Annotated in this window: 17 protein-coding genes; 4 read left to right on the top strand and 13 right to left on the bottom strand. The window is 42.7% G+C overall.

Annotation, left to right across the window (positions count from 1 at the left end; translation table 11 throughout):
• Window positions 1-81: 81 nt before the first annotated feature.
• From H2245_RS02380 to H2245_RS02365, 4 genes are all read right to left on the bottom strand, one after another.
• Window positions 82-1,524, bottom strand: a complete 1,443-nt coding sequence (locus H2245_RS02380; protein WP_182405596.1) for a serine hydrolase — start codon at window positions 1,522-1,524, stop codon at window positions 82-84.
• Between the two features lie 108 nt (window positions 1,525-1,632).
• Entirely contained in the window at window positions 1,633-2,166 is a 534-nt protein-coding gene (locus H2245_RS02375; RefSeq protein WP_259365042.1) for a beta-lactamase hydrolase domain-containing protein, read from the bottom strand.
• Between the two features lie 49 nt (window positions 2,167-2,215).
• The gene (locus tag H2245_RS02370) at window positions 2,216-3,130 is read right to left on the bottom strand and encodes a MaoC/PaaZ C-terminal domain-containing protein (protein ID WP_182405592.1); all 915 of its coding nucleotides are present in this window, start codon (window positions 3,128-3,130) and stop codon (window positions 2,216-2,218) included.
• 273 nt (window positions 3,131-3,403) lie between these two features.
• A complete protein-coding gene (locus H2245_RS02365; protein ID WP_182405590.1) occupies window positions 3,404-4,804 on the bottom strand; it encodes a 3-oxoacyl-ACP reductase in 1,401 nt (466 codons plus the stop codon).
• Between the two features lie 884 nt (window positions 4,805-5,688).
• Here H2245_RS02365 and H2245_RS02360 point away from each other — a divergent pair.
• A complete protein-coding gene (locus H2245_RS02360) occupies window positions 5,689-7,284 on the top strand; it encodes an acetyl-CoA C-acetyltransferase (protein ID WP_182405684.1) in 1,596 nt (531 codons plus the stop codon).
• A 149-nt stretch (window positions 7,285-7,433) separates the two neighbouring features.
• Here H2245_RS02360 and H2245_RS02355 read toward each other — a convergent pair whose 3' ends face one another.
• The 8 genes from H2245_RS02355 to rsmG form a co-directional block, all read right to left on the bottom strand.
• Window positions 7,434-7,781, bottom strand: a complete 348-nt coding sequence (locus H2245_RS02355; RefSeq protein WP_182405588.1) for a PilZ domain-containing protein — start codon at window positions 7,779-7,781, stop codon at window positions 7,434-7,436.
• Between the two features lie 137 nt (window positions 7,782-7,918).
• Window positions 7,919-9,055, bottom strand: a complete 1,137-nt coding sequence (locus H2245_RS02350; protein WP_404944638.1) for a DNA polymerase III subunit delta' — start codon at window positions 9,053-9,055, stop codon at window positions 7,919-7,921.
• A gap of 108 nt (window positions 9,056-9,163) precedes the next feature.
• Window positions 9,164-9,982 (bottom strand): 3-deoxy-manno-octulosonate cytidylyltransferase, encoded by an 819-nt coding sequence (gene kdsB / locus H2245_RS02345; RefSeq protein ID WP_182405586.1) that lies wholly within the window; start codon window positions 9,980-9,982, stop codon window positions 9,164-9,166.
• A gap of 136 nt (window positions 9,983-10,118) precedes the next feature.
• The gene (lpxK, locus tag H2245_RS02340; RefSeq protein WP_182405584.1) at window positions 10,119-11,201 is read right to left on the bottom strand and encodes a tetraacyldisaccharide 4'-kinase; all 1,083 of its coding nucleotides are present in this window, start codon (window positions 11,199-11,201) and stop codon (window positions 10,119-10,121) included.
• 60 nt (window positions 11,202-11,261) lie between these two features.
• On the bottom strand, window positions 11,262-13,049 hold the full coding sequence (gene msbA, locus H2245_RS02335; protein WP_182405582.1) for a lipid A export permease/ATP-binding protein MsbA: 1,788 nt from the start codon (window positions 13,047-13,049) through the stop codon (window positions 11,262-11,264).
• Between the two features lie 10 nt (window positions 13,050-13,059).
• On the bottom strand, window positions 13,060-14,193 hold the full coding sequence (locus H2245_RS02330; protein ID WP_182405580.1) for a ParB/RepB/Spo0J family partition protein: 1,134 nt from the start codon (window positions 14,191-14,193) through the stop codon (window positions 13,060-13,062).
• 190 nt (window positions 14,194-14,383) lie between these two features.
• The gene (locus H2245_RS02325; RefSeq protein ID WP_182405578.1) at window positions 14,384-15,169 is read right to left on the bottom strand and encodes a ParA family protein; all 786 of its coding nucleotides are present in this window, start codon (window positions 15,167-15,169) and stop codon (window positions 14,384-14,386) included.
• 141 nt (window positions 15,170-15,310) lie between these two features.
• Window positions 15,311-16,033, bottom strand: coding sequence for a 16S rRNA (guanine(527)-N(7))-methyltransferase RsmG (rsmG, locus tag H2245_RS02320; RefSeq protein ID WP_182405576.1), 723 nt, complete (start codon window positions 16,031-16,033; stop codon window positions 15,311-15,313).
• A 300-nt stretch (window positions 16,034-16,333) separates the two neighbouring features.
• On the opposite strand from rsmG, the gene H2245_RS02315 reads away from it, so the two are divergent.
• The 3 genes from H2245_RS02315 to H2245_RS02305 all read left to right on the top strand — a co-directional run bounded on the left by H2245_RS02315 (window position 16,334) and on the right by H2245_RS02305 (window position 21,035).
• Window positions 16,334-19,138, top strand: coding sequence for an ATP-binding protein (locus tag H2245_RS02315; RefSeq protein ID WP_182405575.1), 2,805 nt, complete (start codon window positions 16,334-16,336; stop codon window positions 19,136-19,138).
• 104 nt (window positions 19,139-19,242) lie between these two features.
• Window positions 19,243-20,352, top strand: coding sequence for a YafY family protein (locus H2245_RS02310; RefSeq protein WP_259365041.1), 1,110 nt, complete (start codon window positions 19,243-19,245; stop codon window positions 20,350-20,352).
• A gap of 29 nt (window positions 20,353-20,381) precedes the next feature.
• Window positions 20,382-21,035 (top strand): TerD family protein, encoded by a 654-nt coding sequence (locus tag H2245_RS02305; RefSeq protein ID WP_182405573.1) that lies wholly within the window; start codon window positions 20,382-20,384, stop codon window positions 21,033-21,035.
• An 86-nt stretch (window positions 21,036-21,121) separates the two neighbouring features.
• Here H2245_RS02305 and H2245_RS02300 read toward each other — a convergent pair whose 3' ends face one another.
• A complete protein-coding gene (locus H2245_RS02300; protein ID WP_182405571.1) occupies window positions 21,122-22,102 on the bottom strand; it encodes an ion transporter in 981 nt (326 codons plus the stop codon).
• Between the last annotated feature and the right edge of the window lie 399 nt (window positions 22,103-22,501).

The raw sequence follows: 22,501 nt of genomic DNA, 5'->3' as shown, positions 1-22,501 counted from the left end.
TGGTATTTTTTATTCAGCAGATATTTTTATCATTAAAAAACAGTATTTGGCAACGCTCTCTTTATTTTTCAATTATAATTGTTAGGGTGCTAACGCCTCGTCAACCATGCTCAATACGGCTTCCGTCAAGGCAAATTGGCGAATATCATTGAGCATGGTCACATCAAAATTATGGACAAAGGCAAAGGATAATTGCTGCGTAGGATCACACCACGCCACCGAGCCGTTATAGCCCATATGACCAAAGGCTTGCGATTTATGGTCTGGTTTAGTATCAATTTGCTTGTTATCGTCAATCGGGTTTTGGTATAGCTGTACCAAACGATGATAGCCCAAACGCCAATCCATGTGGGTTGGCATGACGGCATCCATACCCGATACTTGCGGAGTAGATAATTTAGCAAACGTTGCTGGATCAATCAGCGTTTTCCCTTGCCATGTGCCCCCATTTGCCAGCATCCCATAAATCGTTGCCAATGCCTTTGCTGACGCCACACCATTGACCGCTGGTATGACCGCCTGTAAGGTCTGCTTATCATAATAATCAATAGGTACAGGGCTATTTGGTATCAATGCGGCTTTATAGTTTTTTAAATTTAGCTGACTATGGTTAAAATACAAGCGACTAATTTGCGTAGTATTTAATGACGTATCAAGTGCCGCTATGTTTTGCTCAGCGGCATGCTGTTGCCAGCGGGGATAAATGGGCAATGTAGCATAAGTCTGCAAAGTTGCTACCGAGTCCGCTTTTAATACCGGCTTATTACGTTTACTGCGCCGAATACTATGGTCTGCATTATCACCATCAGCAGCATCATTATTATTATTATTAACAGTAGCTTCTAACAACTCGTTATCAAAGTTTTTCACCAGCGTTGCCACCTGATCTACTTTTTCAGTAGGAACGCCGAAATAACAGCTGTCTGCAATCCCAAGCGGCTCTGTCAAATAATGGCGCAATGCGTTAGCCAACGACATATCAGTCACCGATTCTATCAAGCCACCGAGTACCCAGCCATAGACCAACGCACTATAGGCGCTATCGTAACTATCGGCATTATCAGGCTTAGTAATGGGCATAGTCGCGACATTTGCCAACATAGTTTCCCAATCAAGCAAGGTTTCACTATCAGCATCAATACTAGTAATCGCAAATAGATCAGCTTGATGCGACATTACTACACGCAAGGTAATATCAGCTTTTCCGTTAGCCGCAAATGCCGACCAATAGTTAGCAATGGGCAACTCATAATCCAGCAAATTTTGTGATACCAAAACATGAATCAATGTCGCTAAAATGCCTTTACCCGTAGAAAAATTCAACGACAAGGTATCAGGCTGCCATAGCATATTTAATTGCGCCATGCCAACACTTGCTCGCGCAATACATTGCCCTGCTTGATAAACCACCAACGAACCACCAGCAGGTGTATCGTCTAATTGCAACTGTGTTAATAGAACCTGTAAGCGTAATTCAAGCTGATTATTGCGATGACAATTATTGTTATTATCGTGGTTTGTCATTGACTGCCTCGTAATTTATAAATAAGTAAGTAACGGGTATTAAAAAAACAGGCAACCTTATGGTCGCCTGTCGCTATCACTAACAAAGTGAACTTGTCTATTGTTTCTCTAACGCGGGACAAGCAAGCGATTATGAACTTCTTGCTCAAGGGTCGTCAAACCGTGACTGCGACCACGTTCCATCGCCGTCTCTATTTTACGCCCACGTAGCCAGCCTGCGCGCAGGGCTATGGCTGCACCTGCACGGTTACCAGACTTACAATGCAAAGCTACTTTTTTACCATGATATTGACGTAACAAACCATCAAACGCCAGAATTTTTACCTGTTTCAAGTCATCCGCGCCACTGATCGGGAGTTGCTCATATGCCATGCCTGCCTTTGTGACGGTTACCGCTTCATCAAAGCTTAGCTCATCATCTGGCTGAAAATTAATCACAACATCAACGCCTGCTGTTGCCAATGCTGCCACTTTTTCTTCATCAAGTGCGCCGCAGACAATGGTTTGCTCCTCAGGACGGAAATAATGATTTAATACAGTAGCAAGGTCAATACCATTATCTATATCAACAATGCTAGTGCTATGCTTTTGTTCGGCATCATAACTTTCGTTATTGGTTATATCTTGGCTATCTTTATTCATAGTCGTCATTCTAATAAGTTAGTACAAATAGTTAAGGCTAGAGCTTAAGTTACTCATCGTTGCTTAATAATTTAATCACACCAATCAAATGTGGTTTGTCGTTTTTAGCACTGTATAAGCCAAAATGACAGCTGTCCTCGATGCTCTCAAGCTTCGATACTGGCTCTGCAATCAGCTCAACCTCAGAAGGTAAAAAAATAGGCAGTTTAAAGGCGACATTGACTGTACAAGCATCCGGTAACTCACCCATCAATCCCAAACATTTGGCTTTAGACCACATGCCATGCGCAATGGCTTTTGGAAAACCAAAGGCACGCGCTGATAACGGATGCAAATGTATAAGATTAAAATCGCCTGAGACAAAGGCATAACGACGACCGATATCTTCCGGCACTTCAAAAACATTGTGTACGCCTTTTTCATCAACCATTGGCTTCACAGTGACCGAGCGCGGTTTGCTCTTATCACTACTGGTTTGTGGAGTTTTAGCGCGTGCCAAGTAGGTTGACGTGCCCTCCCAAATGATATCATCGTGCGACTTAACCGTGGTAACAAAATCGAACTGTTGACCTTGGGTATGGTCACGCAAATTAGCAAAAGCCACCGACATATTGACGGTCTCGCGCTCGCCAATCGGGCGATACTGGGTCACACTGTTATCAACATGAACCAAGCCCAGCATGGTGAACGGGAAAGCTTCTTTGACCATCATATTCATCTGTAGCGCTTGTGAGAGCACCGCAAAATAGGTAATCGGCACCTTACCATTATCTGCAAAGCCGCAAATCTTACGATAATCATTCAGATTACTCTCGTCAATATGCAGGTTATCTACAAAATAAGTGGCTTGCGGTAAGGCATCTTTATCGACTTTTGAGCTATCACCAATAGGCAATAAACTTTTGATAATATTGGCATAAGTAGTATGCGCTTTGGGTAACGCATCAAAGTGTTTATCTGACATAGAGCTATCCTAAATAAGGCTGGCACGAGTTTCTTGAATAATGAGCTGACAATTCTTTATTTTACAGTATTTTGTTAGCTATTTGCTAAAGCGCTTTGTTAAGACATGGTTAAAATATATTATTAAAATAATCATGCAAATAAACATTAATGGACTCAGTAAACTTTTATATTCTTAAAGCGATTTATTCTTATAATAAAAAAGCTACCCAAAGGCAGCTTCTTTACTATTTAATCCATATTTTTTGATAAGCATGGTTTATTTATCAGAGCATTAAGCGCCAAGCAAACTTTGACCGCATACGCGCACTGTATTTCCATTTAAACCGCCAGAAGCAGGTGATGCTAACCAAGCAATGGTTTCAGCGACATCAATCGGCAGACCGCCTTGGCTCATTGAATTCATACGGCGACCCGCTTCACGAATGGCAAAAGGAATGGCTTCAGTCATTTGCGTTTCGATAAATCCTGGCGCAACCGCATTAATGGTCATGCCATTACCATTATCAGCCAATTGCTTGGCGGTAGCATCTACAAGCCCAATCACACCTGCTTTTGAAGTGGCATAGTTGGTTTGTCCCAAGTTGCCTGCAATACCCGATATTGAGGAAACGCAAACGATACGCGCATCCGCTTTTAACACATCATGGTCGAACAAGTAGCGATTTATTTTAGCAATACTGGCTAAATTGATATTAAGCACCATATCCCACTTTTGTTCATCCATATTTGCCAATGTTTTATCGCGTGTCACCCCTGCATTATGGATAACGGCATCTAAACCACCACGCTTTTTAGCTGCGTCAGCAATCTGCTTGCCAGCGTCATCACTGGTGATATCTACCATTAATGTCGAACCGCTAATCTCACCGGCTACTTTTTGCAAATCCGATTGCTGCTGCGGCACATCCAAACAAATCACATGCGCACCTTCTCGGGCTAATACACGGGCGATTGCCTCACCAATACCGCGACTTGCGCCTGTGACTAGCATAGTTTTGCCGCCTAGTGGCTGTGCCCAATCAACTGCAACTGTTGCACCTGCTTGTACGCGCACTACTTGACCTGACACGTAAGCTGAACGTGCTGAAGTAAAAAAGCGTAGTGTTGAATCCAGATTCTGCTCGGCGCCAGCACTCACATAAATAAGCTGGGCGGTAATGCCACGTTTGAACTCTTTACCAACAGATCTTACAAAGCCTTCAAGTGCACGCTGTGACAATGCGGTGTCGATATCAGTAGCCGCTTCTGGCGGACGACCGATAACAATCACGCGACCTGATTTTTCTACACGGCGCGCAACTTGATGAAAGAACTCATAAACTTGCTTTAAATCATCAACATTGCGAACATTACTGGCATCGAATAGCAATATTTTAAATTTATCCTCAGTGTTGGTATTGGCTTTGGCTTCAATACCCACATCAGCAAGGGCATCTTTGACATTATCATCACTATTAATAAATACTTCTGCATGCAGCTCAGACAAAATCCGTGCTACTGACGCCCCAACACGTTTATCGTCTCCAGTAGCTGAGCCTATCAGTATGCTGCCCCGCACCAAACGCTGACCACTCTCAAAGCGATCAAGAGTGACCGGTAAAGGCAAGCCTAAGTTTTTTGCAACCTTTTTACCAATAGAGGACTGAACAAAATCACCATAACGGTCTGACATAAGAAAATCCTATTATTATGAATAAAAATATGATTAGAATAAAAATCGAATAGTTCTTAAAAAGTTATTAAGACTATATAACACAGTTATTATAAGTTCCTAAAACGCGCTGCATTAGGTGAATTTGGTAAATAAACGCTATGCTTAAATCTCACTTCAATACCGCCTAAATTGCAATTAGCCACACGGTTTTAGACACATTTAACTATACACGTCGAAGTGTGCCCTGTCCAAAAATCTATAAAGTCCATATAAATTTGTGTACCACAAGTCTACGTCTACTGGGTTGTGAGTCATTTAAATAAAACGGTCGTATGCTAGAATCGAAGATATAAGTTATGGCTTTGAGATTTCTTAATAACTATATCTTATCAAAAATCTAAAAACATGAGCGGTATAAATAAGACTGGTCAGTATCATTAAGTATGCTTTCTGCCTTTATTCATCAGGTAACGTAACCTTTCACGTAAATTACTACTGGTGTTACCTGATTTGCTAAAGACATACAATAATGCCCTACAAACGGCTTAGGATAAGCTTGCAACTTCCTATATATTAATACCACCTTTGATTCACAGTTCGTCTTTTTATAGACTCTTTTTAAGGATATTATTATGAGTAACGATAACAAAAATGATAAAAGCCCAGTTGTAGACAGTGTTGTGGTAAAGACCAGCGATACCAGAGAAAGTCAAGATATTCTAAGTGCAACTGCTAAACCTTCTGACGATGAGCAGCTCGATTCTTTTGCTGAGCTAAAAAAAGCCACCGATATCGTTGATGCGGATGGCAATCCTGTTGCCAATCAAGCGCAAAGTGAACAGGCGCAGAAAAAAGCTAAAATTAAAGCCGAATTGGTAAGCGAAGCAAAACAGAAAAGTGATATGGATGAGCCTGACGTTGTTGAAAGCAAGACTAAAAAAGCGGATGCCATTAAAGACAAAGCTACAAGTGATAAAGATACTAGTACTGAGAAAACTACCAAAGCCAGTACCGTTAAAAAGTCAGCAAAAGATAACGCTGCAAAGACTGACAGCAAAGACAGCAAAGACAGCAAAGACAGCAAACAAGATAATAGCTCCGCTACTACTAAAGAAACTGCTACAGATAACAATGATAAAAAGAAATCTAATACAACAACCAAAGATAGTGTGCCTCTTAAAGCAGTTAAACCTACCAGTAATATCAAGCCAGCTACTGGTCAACATCGCGTAGCCATCTTAGGTGGTAACCGTATTCCTTTTGCTCGCTCAAATGGTGCATATGCCGACGCCAGCAACATTGACATGCTAACTGCTGCGTTAAATGGCTTAATTGAACGCTACAATCTACAAAATGAAAAAGTCGGTGAAGTTGTCGCTGGTGCAGTCATGAAACTCAGCCGAGATATTAACCTTACTCGTGAGGCAGCACTTAATACTGCTTTAGATCCGCATACCCCCACTTACGATATCGCACAAGCTTGTGGTACAGGTCTACAAGCCACCTTTGCATCGGCTAACAAGATTGCTTTGGGTATTATTGACTCAGCAATTACGGGCGGTGTTGATACCACTTCAGATGCGCCTATTGCCATTGGTGATGGTTTGCGAAAAGTAATCATTAAACTGGGTGCGGCAAAGAATAACAAGCAACGACTGCAAGCGCTCATGGGCTTAAACCCTACAGACTTAATCGATACTCCGAAAAACGGTGAACCACGTACAGGTCTGTCGATGGGTGACCATCAAGCCATTACTGCTCTTGAGTGGAATATCAGCCGAGAAGATCAAGATAAGCTAGCCTTTAACAGCCATAAGAATCTGGCCCGAGCGTATGACGAAGGCTTTTTTGATGATCTCATTACCCCTTATAAAGGACTCACTCGCGACAATAACTTGCGTCCAGACTCTACTCTGGAAAAATTGGGCCAGCTAAAACCTGTATTTGGTAAGCATAACGCCGACCCAACCATGACCGCTGCCAACTCAACCCCACTTACCGATGGTGCATCGTGTGTGCTGTTAAGTAATGACGAGTGGGCAGAAGCGCACGGTTTGAAAGCATTGGCGTATATCGTACATCAAGAAACTGCAGCGGTAGACTTTATTGGCAAATCTGGTGATAAGGAAGGGCTGTTGATGGCACCTGCTTATGCCGTACCACGAATGCTGGCACGCGCAGGTTTAAGCTTACAAGATTTTGATTTTTACGAGATTCATGAAGCCTTTGCGTCACAAGTGTTATCAACACTTACCGCATGGGAAGACGAAAACTTCTGTCAAGAGCGCTTGGGACTTGATGCGCCATTAGGAACGATTGATCGCAGCAAGCTGAACGTCAATGGGTCTTCACTAGCAGCCGGACATCCCTTTGCCGCAACAGGTGGGCGTATTTTAGCAACGGCGGCAAAACTGCTTGATCAAAAAGGCTCAGGTCGCGCGCTAATTTCCATCTGTGCGGCTGGCGGTCAAGGCGTTACTTGTATTTTAGAAAAATAAAGCGCTAATTACGGCTTCTAGTGTCGTGATGATATGCAATAAAAACGCCCTTTAATTTTTGAATTAGAGGGCGTTTTTGTATTTAATAATAAACTTGTAAATAGATAGAAAACGATTATCACGTATAGAGCTTAGCAATAGTATGAAACTTACATGGTATAGGTAGGTTGCTGCCCATCGACTTTACCAGCTAATAAGCGTTCTATCTCACCTTTAATTTTCAGCCCCATATCGTCCGTGCCCATCTGCACTGCAAAACCTGCTGGGCGGTTGGCTTGCGCTCGATGATTAATCCAAACCACTTTACCATTCATCGGCAAGCGCTCACTGGAGTTGGGTAAAGTAATAGCAATAAACACCTCATCACCAAGCTGTTGTACACGGCTAGTAGGTACAAATAGCGCACCATTTTCAACAAAGGGCAGATAGCTGGCATATAACGTTGCGATATCTTCAATATGACAAGTGAGAATCCCACCACGTCCGGGCATTGCCATAATCAGCTCCTTATAAAGCGGATGAAATAGAGGATATAAGTTAAGAATAAATAAATGCGATGTGTTTATGCAATCTTGTTATGCAAAATATTGAAGACGCAGTACTAACGTGACTAACATATTACTAAAAAAGGATTTTATAACTGTGCCAGTTGCTGCATCAGCTTATCATAGGCATATTTTTCTTGCACATTTTGTTGTAATGCGACTTTTATCTGCTGCAAACTACCTATCAGTGCATCTAAGGCGTTGCTATCAGGCTTGTTGTGAGCAATAGCTGCTGTTAGCTCAATATCTTTTTGCTGACTCTCAAGCCCAACCTCCAAACGCTGAATATCAAGCAACATGGTTTCTGTCAGTTGAATGAAATCTTGAATACTCAGCTGTGATTGCCAATAGTCACTGGCAGCAATACTACTACGTTTGCCTTGACGTAAGGCTTGCCATATGGTCAGCCATAACGCGCGCTTGCCATACCAGTCTGCTTGTGCCAACTCTATCGCCGCTAAGGGTGCCCCATTTGCCATTTGTAATAATTGCTCGATTTGGCTAGGGCTCACAGTTTCACGATGGATAGTACTACCAAGCGCATGGGTAACATAATCACGAGCGACCGAGGGCTCAATAGATTGCAACGGCAACTGCTGCACGCGACTTTTAATCGTTGGCAGCAATTTGGCAGGGATATCACTGATTAAAAATAAATAAACTTGCGCTTGCGGCTCTTCTAGTGTTTTAAGAAGCGCATTGGCAGCGGCAATGGTCATTTGCTCGGCATAATCTAAGACGCAAATACGCATTCCCTGACCGCCTTGATAAATAAATGGCTGTAGGGCGCGAATGTCATTTATCTTTATCGTTAATGAACTTTTAGCTGCTGTTTTTGCAGCTTGATTAGAAGTTGATGATGTACTTGCCATTTTAGTCTTATTGCTACTTTTTAATGCTGCATGGCTCTCATGAGTGGCGGCATTCATCGGCATATTAATGATTGGCAATACTTGCAGACTTGGATGTGTTCCTGATTTTAACCATTGGCAGCTTTCACAGTTTCCACACGCGCCAAGTGGAGACTGTTCGCGATTGCGGCACAACAACCAAGCAACCAAACGCCAAACAAATGCACGCTTACCCATCCCTTGCATACCTGCAGCAAGCAATGCATGAGGTAATGATTGCGCTGGCGCCAAAACCCGTGCAGTCAGCTGCGACCACAAGCTTTGCTGCCATGGCAATAGTGGTGCAAAATAAATACTGTCAGTCATCTCATTCAATATATTGCCTTACGATTTTTTAGACAGTTTAAAATCAATTATTACGTGATATCTTATTTTAAAATATTGAGGCTATTTTAACTGATTGAAGATTTATTATAAGGGCAATCAATAACTTTGAAATTCAGCCAAACTCATGGTATTTAAGCGCATCAAGTCTTCCTCAGTATCTACCCCTGCTGGCAACTGTAACGCAGCAGCTGCAATAGCAATACTGCCACCATTTTCTAAAATACGTAGCTGCTCTAGGCTTTCAAGTATCTCAAGTGGCGTCTGTTGCCAATGGACAAATTGCTGTAATAAGCTAACCCGATACGCATATAATCCCAAATGACGATAAGCATTTTTGGGCGCAGGTATTTTTACTAAATCTGTTGGATTTTCCGCTAAGACAAGTGCCATATCACGGTCACAAGGAATCGGTGCACGGCTAAAATAAAGGGCGCGTTGGGTATCAGCAACCTTAGCACTAACCACTTTTACCACTGATGGGCGCATAAAAGTCGCATAGTCGTCGATAGGCTCATATAAAGTTGCCATCACACTTTGGCTATCTGCTACCAACAATGTCTTGACCTGCTCTAGCAACAAGGGCGGCACTAATGGTTCATCCCCTTGCATATTAATCACAATATCATTATCAGACCAACCTTTGATAGCCGCAACTTCCGCCAAACGATCCGTACCAGAGGCATGATCAGCGCGGGTCATCACCACATCATAACCGGCATCTATACATACTTTGGCAATACGCGCGTCGTCCGTAGCAATACACATATCATCGGCAAACTGCGCCGCTTGTGCCTTTTCAGCGACCCAAAGTATCATGGGCTTACCATGAATGGCTAATAATGGCTTACCAGGTAAACGGATACTTTTGAAGCGTGCAGGGATAACAATATGGGTTTTGGCGGGCGCAGCAGACATGGCATATTCCTATGACTTTTTAGCGTATGGATTAACGCTTATTGTTTATTGCTTACTATTTACTTTTAAAACCAAGATAAATTTGAAAATAAAAAGACAAATTTAAGAATAAAATCATTTTCTATATTTTGTTCATTTACTTATTATCAAACAAAATACCTAATATTTTTAATTGCTCATTAAGCGTATGGTAACAAGATTCAGAGAGCACAGCAGTGACTGGCAATACCCATACTCGGCTTGCCAGCGCTTGCCATTCAATAGTTTGCGCTTGGTGCGTTTCTGATTGCAAAAACAAGGCACGAATTTTTACTGCGTCTTTACTGGTTACGATAATAGGATGCTCAGTATATTGAATCAATTCATTGAGACTAAAATCGTAATGATCAGGATAAGCGTGCTCGATGACTTCAAAACCTAGATCAGTAAGGGTATTAAAAAAACGCTGCGGATAGCCAATACCACTGACCGCATGAACCTGACTGCTCGCCGTTGGTGCTGAGTTTTGACTAACATTACTATTAGACCATAAATGATATAAAATATCTGGACGCAAATGCATGGTTAATTGCTTTGACCCAAGTTTGTCTTCACTACTCACTTGCTCTGGTTTTTTATGATAAATGACTGTTGCATCGTTAAGTCGTGACATAGGCTCACGTAAAAAGCCTGTTGGTAGCAATTGCTTACTGCCAAAGCCACGTGATACGTCCACTACAATCCATTCAATATCGCGCTGCAATGCATAATGCTGCAAACCATCATCGGCAATAATCAGTTGCAAATAAGGATGCGCCTGTAATAGTATTTCAATAGCTTGCTTGCGATTAGGACATACTGCCATTGGCACGTTAGTCATATTAACAATTAAGCTAGGTTCATCACCTACCATACTTGGTGCACTATTTTTGGTTACCAACGCTGGCATCTGTGCGCTATCACCGCCATAACCTCGGCTAATAACTCCGACACTTATCCCTTGTTGCTGTAAATATTCTACTAAACTAATAATTAATGGCGTTTTACCACTGCCGCCAACGGTAATATTACCAATCACCATGACTGGAATGGGCGCACGATAACTTAATAGCAAACCAGTCTTATATAATAATTGACGTAGCGTTATTAATAAACCATATAACCAACTAACTGGCAGCAACAGCCACAACCAAAGCGCTTGTCGCCCCCATGCACGGGTAACTACTGTCTCAAGACTCATGGGTGATTGCTCATTTAGAACTGTTTAGTAAGTAATGATGAATTAAGATGGCTATTTATATTATTTAAAATCACGAGCATACATCTGCGCATAGTAACCCTGCTTTTGCATCAGCTCGCTGTGAGTGCCAAGCTCAACGATACGCCCACCATCTAACACCGCAATACGATCAGCGGACTCAATGGTGGTCAACCGGTGCGCAATCACCAAAGTTGTCCGGTCTTTCATCACATTATCAAGCGCTTGCTGAATATAATATTCGGACTCATTATCAAGAGCACTGGTCGCTTCATCCAAAATTAATATAGGCGCGTCTTTTAAAAGTGCTCTAGCAATGGATAAACGCTGACGTTGACCGCCTGACAATTGCAATCCTTCAGCACCGATTTGACTTTGATAACCGTTTGGCATTTTCATAATAAAGTCATGGGCAAAGGCATCTTTTGCCGCTCGCTCAACATCCGCTTGGGTTCTATCCGCCAAGCTACCATAGGCGATATTATTAAACACCGTAGTATTAAAGAGTACTACTTGCTGGTCTACCATCGCAATCTGTGCGCGTAAGCTCGCTAACGTAATGTCTTCAATCGGTAAACCATCTATTGTAATCTGACCTGATGTTGCGTTAAGTGTACGACTTAACAAATTCACCAGCGATGACTTACCCGCGCCACTACGACCAACCAAAGCAACCGTCTCGCCAGCCCGTATATGCAAACTAAAATCTTGCAATGCCACTGTCGAATCTGGATACACCAAACCAACATTATCTAAGTGAATATCGCCCGCTAAAGTAGGATTTAGCCTGCCGCTGTCTTGCTCCTCATGTTCATCTAAAAGAGCAAAAATAGACTCACCCGCAGCGATGCCTTTTTGCAGTTTTTGATTGACATCGGTCAGTGAACGTACCGGCTTACTTAATAATCCTGCCGCAGCAATGTAAGAGATAAATTCGCCGGCTGAGATGTTATCAATTACCGTAGGGCGTAGCGCTAGCCACACCACCACTGCCATTGCCATCGCCATCAGTAACTGTACCGCTGGCGTATTAATACTATTGGTGACCACCACCTTCATACCTTGGCGCAAATTCTTTTTTGAGATAACATCAAAGCGCTTCGACTCGTAAGCTTGTCCGCCGTAGTTTTTGACCACTTGATAGCCGCCAATCACCTCATTGGTAATATGACTGACGTCGCCCATTGTTTCTTGAATGCCTTTTGACAGCTTTAAATAACGCTTTGAGGCGATACGTATCAGCCATAATATTGGCGGCAATACCACAAATAAAATCAGGGTCAAACGCCAATTGCTATACAGTAAAAATCCAAGCAACGCGATAACGGTCAGACCATCTCGTAACAAGGTTTTCATTGAGTCAGTACTGGCAGCAGTGACTTGCTCCACATCAAAAATAAGCTTTGATGAAATCGTGCCCGCTGGATTGGCTAAATAAAACGAACTCGGCAGGCGTAAAAGTTTATTAAATACCTGAACCCGCAGCTCATAAACCAAGTTACGCGATACTAAAGCAGAATAATAATTACCCAAAAAGCTGCCAACGCCGCGCACGAAAAACAGCCCAACAATAATAAATGGAAATAAATCCTGTTTACTTTGGTCGTTTTGATTAATGGCATCAGTTATATATTGTAAGAGCTTGGCAATCCAAATCTCAGTGGCAGCATTGATAGCAAAACCAATAATGGTCAGCAGTAATGCCCACCAATACGGCTTCAGGTAACTGAGCAAACGCAATAAGGTCTTATATTTGGGCGGCGTTAACGGCAGTACAGCTGTGCTATTGACAGAAGTTTTTGTAGAGTCAGACGGATAAGCTTGGCTCATAAAAGCCTCATCAATGTTGTGCTTCTAAACGCGTCAGCAACGCGGCGAATTCATCGGGATTATGAAAAAATATCTCAACACTACCCTGACCGTCTTTTTTATGCTTAAGCTTAACTTCTGCTCCTAGCGCATCGGTTAAGCGCTGAATTAAACGATCGGTGTCGTGAGATTGCAGTTTTTCAGTAGCGCTGATTTTTGGGGCAGGATTTAAAATAGACTTGACCAGCTTTTCAGCCTCACGTACCGTCATCCCACCATCAATAATTTTTTGTGCAATAATTGGCTGCTGATCTGATGATAGTGCTAATAATGTACGGGCATGTCCCATATCAAGGGCGCTGGTAGCTAAATGGTCTTTTACCGTATCATGTAATTGATTTAATCGCAGTAAGTTTGATACCGTTGTCCGCGCCTTGCCCACCACCTCAGCAATCATGGCATGACTCATACCAAATTCAGTATGAAAACGTTGCAAAGCAGCCGCTTGCTCAATCACTGATAAGTCTTCACGTTGAATATTTTCAATTAAAGCTAAAGCAATCGCCAACTCATCCGATAAGGCACGCTCAATCGCTGGAATAACAGACTTGCCAGCCATTTTTGCCGCACGCCAGCGCCGTTCTCCAGCGATAATCTCATGCGTCACATCAGCCGTGCTTTTATCTTCTGTTGCCAGCAGTGGACGAATCACGATAGGTTGCATGATGCCGTGCTGTTCAATAGAGGACGCCAGCTCCATTAACGCAGTCTCACTCATATCACGGCGCGGCTGATACTTACCCGCTTGCAAGCGCATGACATTAATTTGAATCAGGCTGATTTGATCTTCCGAGCCACTGCTGTCGATACTGCGTACTTTAGCGTTATTGCGCAACGGGCGCATCCGGTTAGTGGTCTCTATATCTGTATTGATTTTTTCACGCTTTTTATTGGGAGCGCTCGCTTTTTTAACTGAGCTTGCAGATGTTGATGATGCGTCTAACGCAGTCACTGTCTTGTTATTTGGTTCGGCATTTGGCAGAACAGCAGTACGCGCAGCCATGTCATCTTGTAAGGCTGAAGCAGTAATTTGCTTTTCTTTTTTGATTGACCCCAATAAGGCATCTAAACCTCGATTGGCTGCCAACCCTCTCTTCTTCGCCATGATTACCTATCCTTTAACGCTAACATAAAAGCCAAATGGGGATTAAAAATACTGAGTAATTTATCTGATAATTTATTATCTAATCGTTTTAGCTGATGACTACTTAATCAATTACTGCTTAACTGCTTATTATTTAAACAATTATCCAAACAACTGCTATTTAATAAGTTGCTTTTTTATTCGTTTCTACTCAGAGTGCACGGCTTTGTTCAATAACTTCAGCAGCCAGCTTTTGATAAGCACGTGAACCTTTAGACCATCTATCATAAGTTATTACTGGCATACCATGCGCTGGTGCTTCTGCTAAGCGCACATTTCTTGGAATATGGGTATCGTACATGATATCGCCAAAATGCGTTTGTAGCTCAGCTGACACATCATTGGCTAAGGTATTGCGCGCATCAAATAAAGTTCTGACCACACCGCGAATATGCAGCTTAGCATTGAGTTCGGTGAGGCGTTCAATCGTTTGTGATAAATCCGCTAACCCTTCCAGCGCATAATACTCACATTGCATAGGAATAATAACCCCATCAGTTGCCACAAGCGCATTGATAGTCAACAGATTTAAGCTTGGCGCACAGTCCATAATAATATAATCATAATGGTCTTGTTGACCCGTCTTTTGCGCGACAACCAATACCTGCATGGCTGTTTTCAGCAGCTCATGGCTATTAGTTTGACCCATTAACATGACGTCCATACCGGCAAGCTCACGATTAGCGCCGATAACATCAAAACCTGCGGGACTGGTGACAATAGCATCTTGTAGCGATACGCCATCAAGGAGCACATCTGCCATGGTGAATGCCAAATTATTTTTGTCCAGACCTGTGCCTGTCGTGGCATTGCCTTGCGGATCTAAGTCAATCAACAGGACACGCTTACGCTTAGCGGCTAAGCTTGCCGTTAAGTTTACTGCCGTCGTGGTTTTACCCACGCCGCCTTTTTGATTCGCAATGGCTATGATTTCCATACACTCACTCAATTTAATTAATATAAATCACGTTATATATTTTAATTTTGCTAGCTTTTATCTTCACTAGCTCAGCAACTGACCTTCAAGCAAGACTATCGCCAAGATTCATATTTTTATAATAATAAATGCGCGTCTAGCTTAGACAGTTTTGGCAGACAATTCAATCAAATGGCGACTTTCATCTAGACGCGGCACAACAAGCTTAACCGTATCAATTTGCCAATGCGGTGCTAATGACTGAATTTCTTCTTCAGTAGGTGCTTTACCTTTCATCGCACATAAGCGACCACCATTTGCCAAACGAGGCTGCGCGGCGTCTACAAAATCAATCAAGCTGGCAAAAGCTCTTGAGGTCACCACGTCATACTGTCCGTCATGCTCTTCAATGCGGGAGGCAATTGGAGTCATATTACTCAGTCCAAGCTCGCTACTAATTTGCTTAATAAAGCGAATTTTTTTCTTATTACTATCAAGGGCACTGCATTGGCGCTCAGGCTGACAAATGGCAATAATCACTGCCGGCAAGCCTGCACCCGTACCGATATCCAACAAAGACCCTGGCGGTAAATACGTTATAATAGCCAAGCAATCAACCACATGTTTGATTAATGCTTCTACTGGATCAGTAATGGCGGTGAGATTATACGCTTTATTCCATAATAAAAGCTGGTCTAAGTACAATAATAACGTGCGCTGCTGGCTATCCGTTAACGGTAACGCCAATGTTTCTATAGATTGCGCCAAGATAGTCGCAAGTGTTGGCAACTGTGCCCCAAGTTTTGCAAACCCAGTCGGGTCAGTAATAGAAAGCCCTGTGCCAGCTGATGATAAAACCGTAGCGCTCTTAGCAGAATCTGACATAAAACACGTTATCCCATTTTGACAGGTGAATCGACTATTTTATCATGCACTCTGCCTATTGAATAGTTGCAGATTGCCACAATGTCCGCCATCTTATACTATCTGCACGGCGATTGACGTTTTATTCTGCCCGTATAGGTATAATAAAGCACTCTTTTAGACTCATAATCGGGTTCACTTTAAGTGTATCATGTGCCCATGATATTCAAGACTTATCAAGTTTACGCTTGATAATTAGCTTAATGCACCGACATACTCCTATACCTTTACCTCTACTTTAAGACGATGTATCTTACGCCTATGACTCAACAGCCAACCGACCTTATGACTCAAATTACAATTGATTCTGCTGCCTATCAAGCAGAAGATAACGACCATAAAAACAATCATAAAAACGACAGTCAGAAAGATCAGTTACCCGATCCTATTTTAGCAAAGGTACATGAACGTTGCCTGATTTCTGCTGAGCAACTAAAACGCTATAGTGATGTGGCGAAATTGCCTGCGGATACCCGTACTGCCCCAGCATTACACATTGGCTTTGGGCAACAGCGCGCTTTAAAAGCATTACAGACGGCGCTAGATATTCATGCTAGCGGTTATCATGTCTTTGCTGCGGGCGAAAATGGCTTGGGCAAACGTACGGTCATAAGTCGCTTGTTACAGCGTATTGCGGTGACGCAGCCGACGCCTGATGATTGGGTTTATGTGCATAATTTCACTGACCCACGCACGCCTATGGCGCTACACCTGCCTGCCGGACAAGCCAATTTACTGCAGCAAGAAGTCAATAATTTATGGCAGCACGCTAAAAAACGTCTCAATCAGCGTTTTCGTAGTGATCATTATCAAAGCAAAATTGAAGCTATAAAAAATGATACCCATCAACAAGAAACCCAAGCGTATGAAGCGCTTAGTGCTGAAGGCAAACAGTACGACCTAGCGTTGACCTTTCGACCTTTTGATAATAAAGCTGTATTTGTGCACCCAAGCCAACTGCCCGTAGAAATTCTCAATAACGCGCTTAATGACAATACGGATGCTGATGCTGAAGAAACCTCTATCCTTATTGATAATAATAGTGCGTTAGAAAAACCGTCAAACAATGTGACTATCAAAGCGAAAACCGCTGCTAAAGGAAAATCTAAAAAAGTTAAGGCAGATAGTGAAGACTTTGACAACGATACAAATTCTGCTGAACCGGAACAAGTTGATCAAAGCAGTCATGAAGCAGAGTTGAATAATTTTGCGCAAAAAAACCATATGCAAAAGCGTCTTAATCAGCTTACTATCGCTTTAGAGCAATTAGAAGATGAAGCCAATGAGGCGATAGAAGACTTGCATCACAATATCGCGCGCCGAGCATTAGAGCCTTTATTTGCACCTATTCGTAAGTTATTTGCCACCAATACTTTAGTACTTGAGTATTTGGAGGCGATGTTTGCCGATATGGTGACCCATGTCGAGCGCATTGTGAATGGGGATGATGAAGAATTTATTGCAGCAGTGTTAGCCACCACGCCTAGCCGTTATGCCGTCAACGTATTGGTAAGCCACGAGCCTGATAGTGGCGCGCCAGTTATTTTTGAAGATTTGCCAACCCATCTTAATTTGCTCGGTCATGTTGAGCAAATTACTCAGCTAGGAACCGTGACCACTGATGTCAGCATGATTCGCGCAGGAGCCTTACACCGTGCTAATGGCGGCTATTTACTACTGGAAGCCAGTCATCTTCTTGAACATCCGTATGCGTGGCAAGGGTTAAAACGCGCCCTACAATCACGTAAAATCAAACTATCAAGCCTTGAGCAGATGCTGACCTTAACCGGTAGCTTATCACTCTCTCCGGCACCGATTGATCTTGATGTCAAAGTCATTTTATTAGGCGAAGCAGATTTGTATTATGAGCTGTTAGAGCTCGAGCCTGAGTTTGATGCCGTTTTTAAAGTACGTGCTGACTTTCATGATGACGTTGTCCGTACTGATGAACACGAATTGGCATTGGTGGCAAAAATGGCAGATATTATTGCTTTTGCCAATCTATACCCCTTTGATAGCAGCGCGCAGGCTGCTTTGCTTGAGCATTTAAGTCTGCAAGCTGAAGACCAAGATCGCCTAAGTTTGCACAGCGACTTACTTATCAAATTACTCCACGAGTCCAATCGTCATGCACGCCTTGAACAACAAAGCATCGTAACTGTCCAGCATGTCAATCAAGCCATTGCCGATATGGACGAGCGCTCAGGGTATTTGCGCGATCTATATTGGGAAGAGCTAAAAAACGGACAACAGCTGATTAATACCAGTGGTCAAGCCGTCGGTCAGGTCAATGCCTTAACCGTGGTCAGCTATGCCGATAGTGAGTTTGGCATGCCCGCCCGCTTAACCGCTGTTATTCAACCCAATATTGGTGCGGGTGACATCTTAGATATTGAGCGCGATGTTGATTTAGGCGGCAGCTTACATGCAAAAGGCATGTTAATCATGACCAGCTATTTGCGCGCCCTATTTAGTCGTCATCATGCTCTTAACTTTAGCGCGTCATTGGCATTCGAGCAAAGTTACGCTCATATTGACGGTGACAGCGCCACGGTGAGTGAAGCCTGCGCCCTATTGTCCGCCCTAGCCGATGTGCCCATTAACCAATCCTATGCTATTACAGGTTCTATGAATCAGCTTGGTGAAGTCCAAGCCGTTGGCGGTATCAATTCTAAAATAGCTGGCTTTTTTGATGCCTGCCGTGAGCAAGCGCTGACTGGGCAACAAGGCGTTGTCATTCCCATGGCAAACGTCAAACAGCTTATGCTACGTGACGACATTATTGCCGCCGTAAAAGCCGGTACCTTTCATATTTATGGCGTGCGCACTTTGAGTGAAGCATTGACCTTGATGACCGGATTGCCAATTGATACGCTTAATAAGAAAAAACGCTACCGTAAGCACACTTTATTTGGCAAAGTGTTAGAAAAGCTCATGCTGTGGGACAGCAATCAAAGCAATGAAGATGACATCGTTGATGAGTCTGACAAGAAAAAAGGTAAGAAAAAAAAGCAAGATAAAAGAAAGAAAAAACGACGCTTTACGGAAAAATGCAAAGACAAATAGCATCGTCAATAGATATGTTCGTAATAGCAATGATAAGGTGAGATTGGATTAGATAATGACTCATAAATCCAATAGTAACGCGACTTCATACAGGGTGACTCTTAATGACTGCGCAAAAACTGAAACCTCAGGATCCTCGAAAAACAGCCGCGCCCATTGAAAATGTGGACAGCGTAAGTGAAACCGCTGCCAGCCGTCATGGCGCAGCAACCACCGCGCGTCAATGGCAAGTGCTCTCGCAATTGCAGCGTAATCGCTGGATTGGTACTACGCATATTTATGAGCAGCTTGCGCTTGCAGGCTTCGATATTAGCTTGCGTACGGTGCAGCGCGACTTGAATGCCTTAGCCAAACGCTTTCCTATCGAGAAAAACAATGCCAATCCGCAAGGTTGGCGCTGGTGTGAGGATGCGCCCCTGCAAAGCTTGCCTCATATGAATTTATCGCAAGCAGTTGCCTTTAATATGGTTGAAGCCAATTTAACCCAACTGTTACCACCAGTGATACTAGATGAGCTGTTTCCGTGGTTTGACTTGGCACGCCGGCAACTTAAAAACAGCAAAGTGACCTATTCATGGATTGATCGCGTGCGAATTGAGCCTGCAACCCAACCGCTTATTGCCCCGCATATCGACTTGGACAGTAAAGACCATATTTATCACGCGCTGTTTTATCAATTACAAATCAAAGCCTGCTATACCCGTGGCGATAAATCTGCTGCCAGCGAATACGTACTCAATCCGATTGCCATTATTCAGCGCGGTGTCATCATTTATCTGCTTGCCACCCGTACAGACGACGCTGATGCTGTTATCCGTACCTTTGCGCTGCATCGATTTGCCAGCGTTGAAATACTAGAAAGCGCTGCGCGGACACCGGATAATTTCCAGTTAGATGACTATTTAGACGCCGGCGGCATGGGATTTTCACACCCTTTATTCCGTCAGTTGCCCAATCATGGTAAAAATACTGCCATTGAATTGCACTTTACCAAAGCCGCTGGCAAAAGCCTGACCGAAAGTAAGCTAAGTCACGACCAAACAGTGATCGTAAATGCAGACGACACCTTAACAATTCATACGACGGTTAATTTGACATCGCAGCTGGTCTGGTGGTTGCGCGGCTTTGGTAAAGGTTTGTTGCACGCCAAACCAGAGCTACTGTATCAAGCTGTCTTAGATACCTCTTTTGAAAAATATAACACCTCATTATAAAAACAAACTAAATACTAAAAAGGATAACTATGCCTACTCCTGCGACTCAGCCACTCCTTTCAAATAGCCTAGACGCGCTTGGATTAACCTCTGATACATTACTGTTTGGCTTAAATTATGACTTTACGCCAGTCAAAACAAAAGGCAAGATGGCACGATTAAAAGAAAATCAAGGTGCCATTGATATCGATCTAGCCTGTGTGTTGTATGATGATCAATGTACGATACAAGACTTGGTCTGGTTTAAGCAATTGCGTGATGAAGCAGAATCGGTTCGCCATCAGGGAGATAGCTTAGACGGTCATGACCGCGGTGAACAAGCAATGTATCGTGCGCCACTCGATCAAGAGCAAATTCGTCTTTATTTGCATAAAACACCCAATCATATTAACCATATTGCGCTAATTGCTAGCTCATATTTTGGACAACCGTTTAGTGCTGTTGATAGTGGTGAGATTCATCTTAATGATGATGAAGGTAACCGAGTATTTGAAATCAATTTAAAGCAACTTCCGCGCACTTGTAACGTTATTTGGGTAGCAAGTCTACGCCGAGTCGTTGATGACTGGCATATTACTCTGCAAAACTTGGCATTAACGGACAAGGATTTATCCAAAGCATCTCAGCAAGTGGCTCATGAGCTTGCGCGCGCCCTACCTATTCCGCAAGGTGTAGGAAGCTAGTAGTTTTTAAATTGGTATAAAAAATGGGTAATAAACCACAATTGGCTTATTACCCATTTATTTACGTTATTATCACTACTAACGGCTTATTCTAATGACTCCCCGCAATGCGGACAAAAATTCTTTTTACGCACCTCTTTTTCTCGGCGCTCAAGCTCTTGCTCGCGCAATACCTGCAACACAATATCCTGCGCTTGCTCTTTATCAAGCCCCAACTCACGACGAATTTTATCAATCATGTGCTGATTTTGTACCAAGTCAAAATCGCCATCGACTAAAAACTCACGAAATTGTTGCTCAAGCTCATCACGACGCTGCGCCAGCTCATTCGCCAAACCTGTTGCTAAAATACCCGCAGGCAATGCGGCTAGACCCACACCCAATATCGTAATAACCGCACCTAATATCTTACCTGCGTTTGTAATCGGTGTCACATCGCCATAGCCAACAGTCGTAAGCGTGACCACCGCCCACCACATGGCCTTTGGGATAGACTCAAATACCTCTGGTTGGGCATCTTTTTCTACCAAGTAAATACCACTTGCTGCAGTCACAATCATAATGAATAAAATAAAAATAACCGCTTGAAACGAGCCTTTTTCTTTACTAATGACCACCAGTAAAATACGCAAGGAAGCAAAATAACGCGTGAGTTTTAAAATCCTAAACAAACGCAATATGCGTAAGAAACGCAAATCGATATTAACGAAGTGGTTTAAAAATGCAGGCGCAATCGCTACTAAATCAATCAACGCTGAGGGACTTCTTAACCAATTCCAACGCTGCCGCCACGTCGTATTATCCGGTTTATCGTCAGCCACGCTCCATAAGCGCAACAAATACTCAGCAGAAAATACGGCGATAGAGAAGTTCTCAAAATATATAAAGTAGCTATTATAATCTTGATACCACTGCTCAACAGACTCTGCAATGACAGCTGCCACATTGGTCATAATTAAAAAAATGAGAAAATAATCAACGCAACGACTGAAAAGCGTATCATGCTCGTCATTTTGTAAAATATTATAAGTAAAATGTCGTAAGCGCCGTATCGTTTGAAATAGCATGACATCTCTTTACGGTATGATACCGATAGTGTTTTGTTTTATTAATATAATATGAGAATTATAGATTAATAAAACAATAAGGCTACTAATCGCAATAATAGTCATAATTCATTATCCGTATTTAATTAGTTATCATTAAGTAAACGTTGCATAATAAATATAAACTAAGATCAGTAATAGTATCGCGGTGACGGCTAAGCCCGTTTGTAATACCCATAGCTCAAAAAGTGCACTTTTGCTCAAATTGCTAGATGTCACTAAAGACAGCCCACAGTTAGGACAGCAGTTATTCGGCTGGTTAAGTAGTTCTATTGTCTTCGCATGAGGGCAACGTAATGGCGAATTACTACAATAACCAATCATCGATTTTGACCACTACATATCCATTTGCTGCTCATA

This window comes from Psychrobacter sp. GP33, from assembly GCF_014119005.1.
Classification (GTDB): domain Bacteria; phylum Pseudomonadota; class Gammaproteobacteria; order Pseudomonadales; family Moraxellaceae; genus Psychrobacter.
This window is presented reverse-complemented; position numbering and strand designations above follow the sequence as displayed.

Coding starts and splice junctions, on each gene's coding strand:
- H2245_RS02380 (WP_182405596.1), bottom strand. CDS start 1,524: ATGACAAACCACGATAATAACAATAATTGTCATCGCAATAATCAGCTT.
- H2245_RS02375 (WP_259365042.1), bottom strand. CDS start 2,166: ATGAATAAAGATAGCCAAGATATAACCAATAACGAAAGTTATGATGCC.
- H2245_RS02370 (WP_182405592.1), bottom strand. CDS start 3,130: ATGTCAGATAAACACTTTGATGCGTTACCCAAAGCGCATACTACTTAT.
- H2245_RS02365 (WP_182405590.1), bottom strand. CDS start 4,804: ATGTCAGACCGTTATGGTGATTTTGTTCAGTCCTCTATTGGTAAAAAG.
- H2245_RS02360 (WP_182405684.1), top strand. CDS start 5,689: ATGGATGAGCCTGACGTTGTTGAAAGCAAGACTAAAAAAGCGGATGCC.
- H2245_RS02355 (WP_182405588.1), bottom strand. CDS start 7,781: ATGGCAATGCCCGGACGTGGTGGGATTCTCACTTGTCATATTGAAGAT.
- kdsB (WP_182405586.1), bottom strand. CDS start 9,982: ATGTCTGCTGCGCCCGCCAAAACCCATATTGTTATCCCTGCACGCTTC.
- lpxK (WP_182405584.1), bottom strand. CDS start 11,201: ATGAGTCTTGAGACAGTAGTTACCCGTGCATGGGGGCGACAAGCGCTT.
- msbA (WP_182405582.1), bottom strand. CDS start 13,049: ATGAGCCAAGCTTATCCGTCTGACTCTACAAAAACTTCTGTCAATAGC.
- H2245_RS02330 (WP_182405580.1), bottom strand. CDS start 14,193: ATGGCGAAGAAGAGAGGGTTGGCAGCCAATCGAGGTTTAGATGCCTTA.
- H2245_RS02325 (WP_182405578.1), bottom strand. CDS start 15,169: ATGGAAATCATAGCCATTGCGAATCAAAAAGGCGGCGTGGGTAAAACC.
- rsmG (WP_182405576.1), bottom strand. CDS start 16,033: ATGTCAGATTCTGCTAAGAGCGCTACGGTTTTATCATCAGCTGGCACA.
- H2245_RS02315 (WP_182405575.1), top strand. CDS start 16,334: ATGACTCAACAGCCAACCGACCTTATGACTCAAATTACAATTGATTCT.
- H2245_RS02310 (WP_259365041.1), top strand. CDS start 19,243: ATGACTGCGCAAAAACTGAAACCTCAGGATCCTCGAAAAACAGCCGCG.
- H2245_RS02305 (WP_182405573.1), top strand. CDS start 20,382: ATGCCTACTCCTGCGACTCAGCCACTCCTTTCAAATAGCCTAGACGCG.
- H2245_RS02300 (WP_182405571.1), bottom strand. CDS start 22,102: ATGCTATTTCAAACGATACGGCGCTTACGACATTTTACTTATAATATT.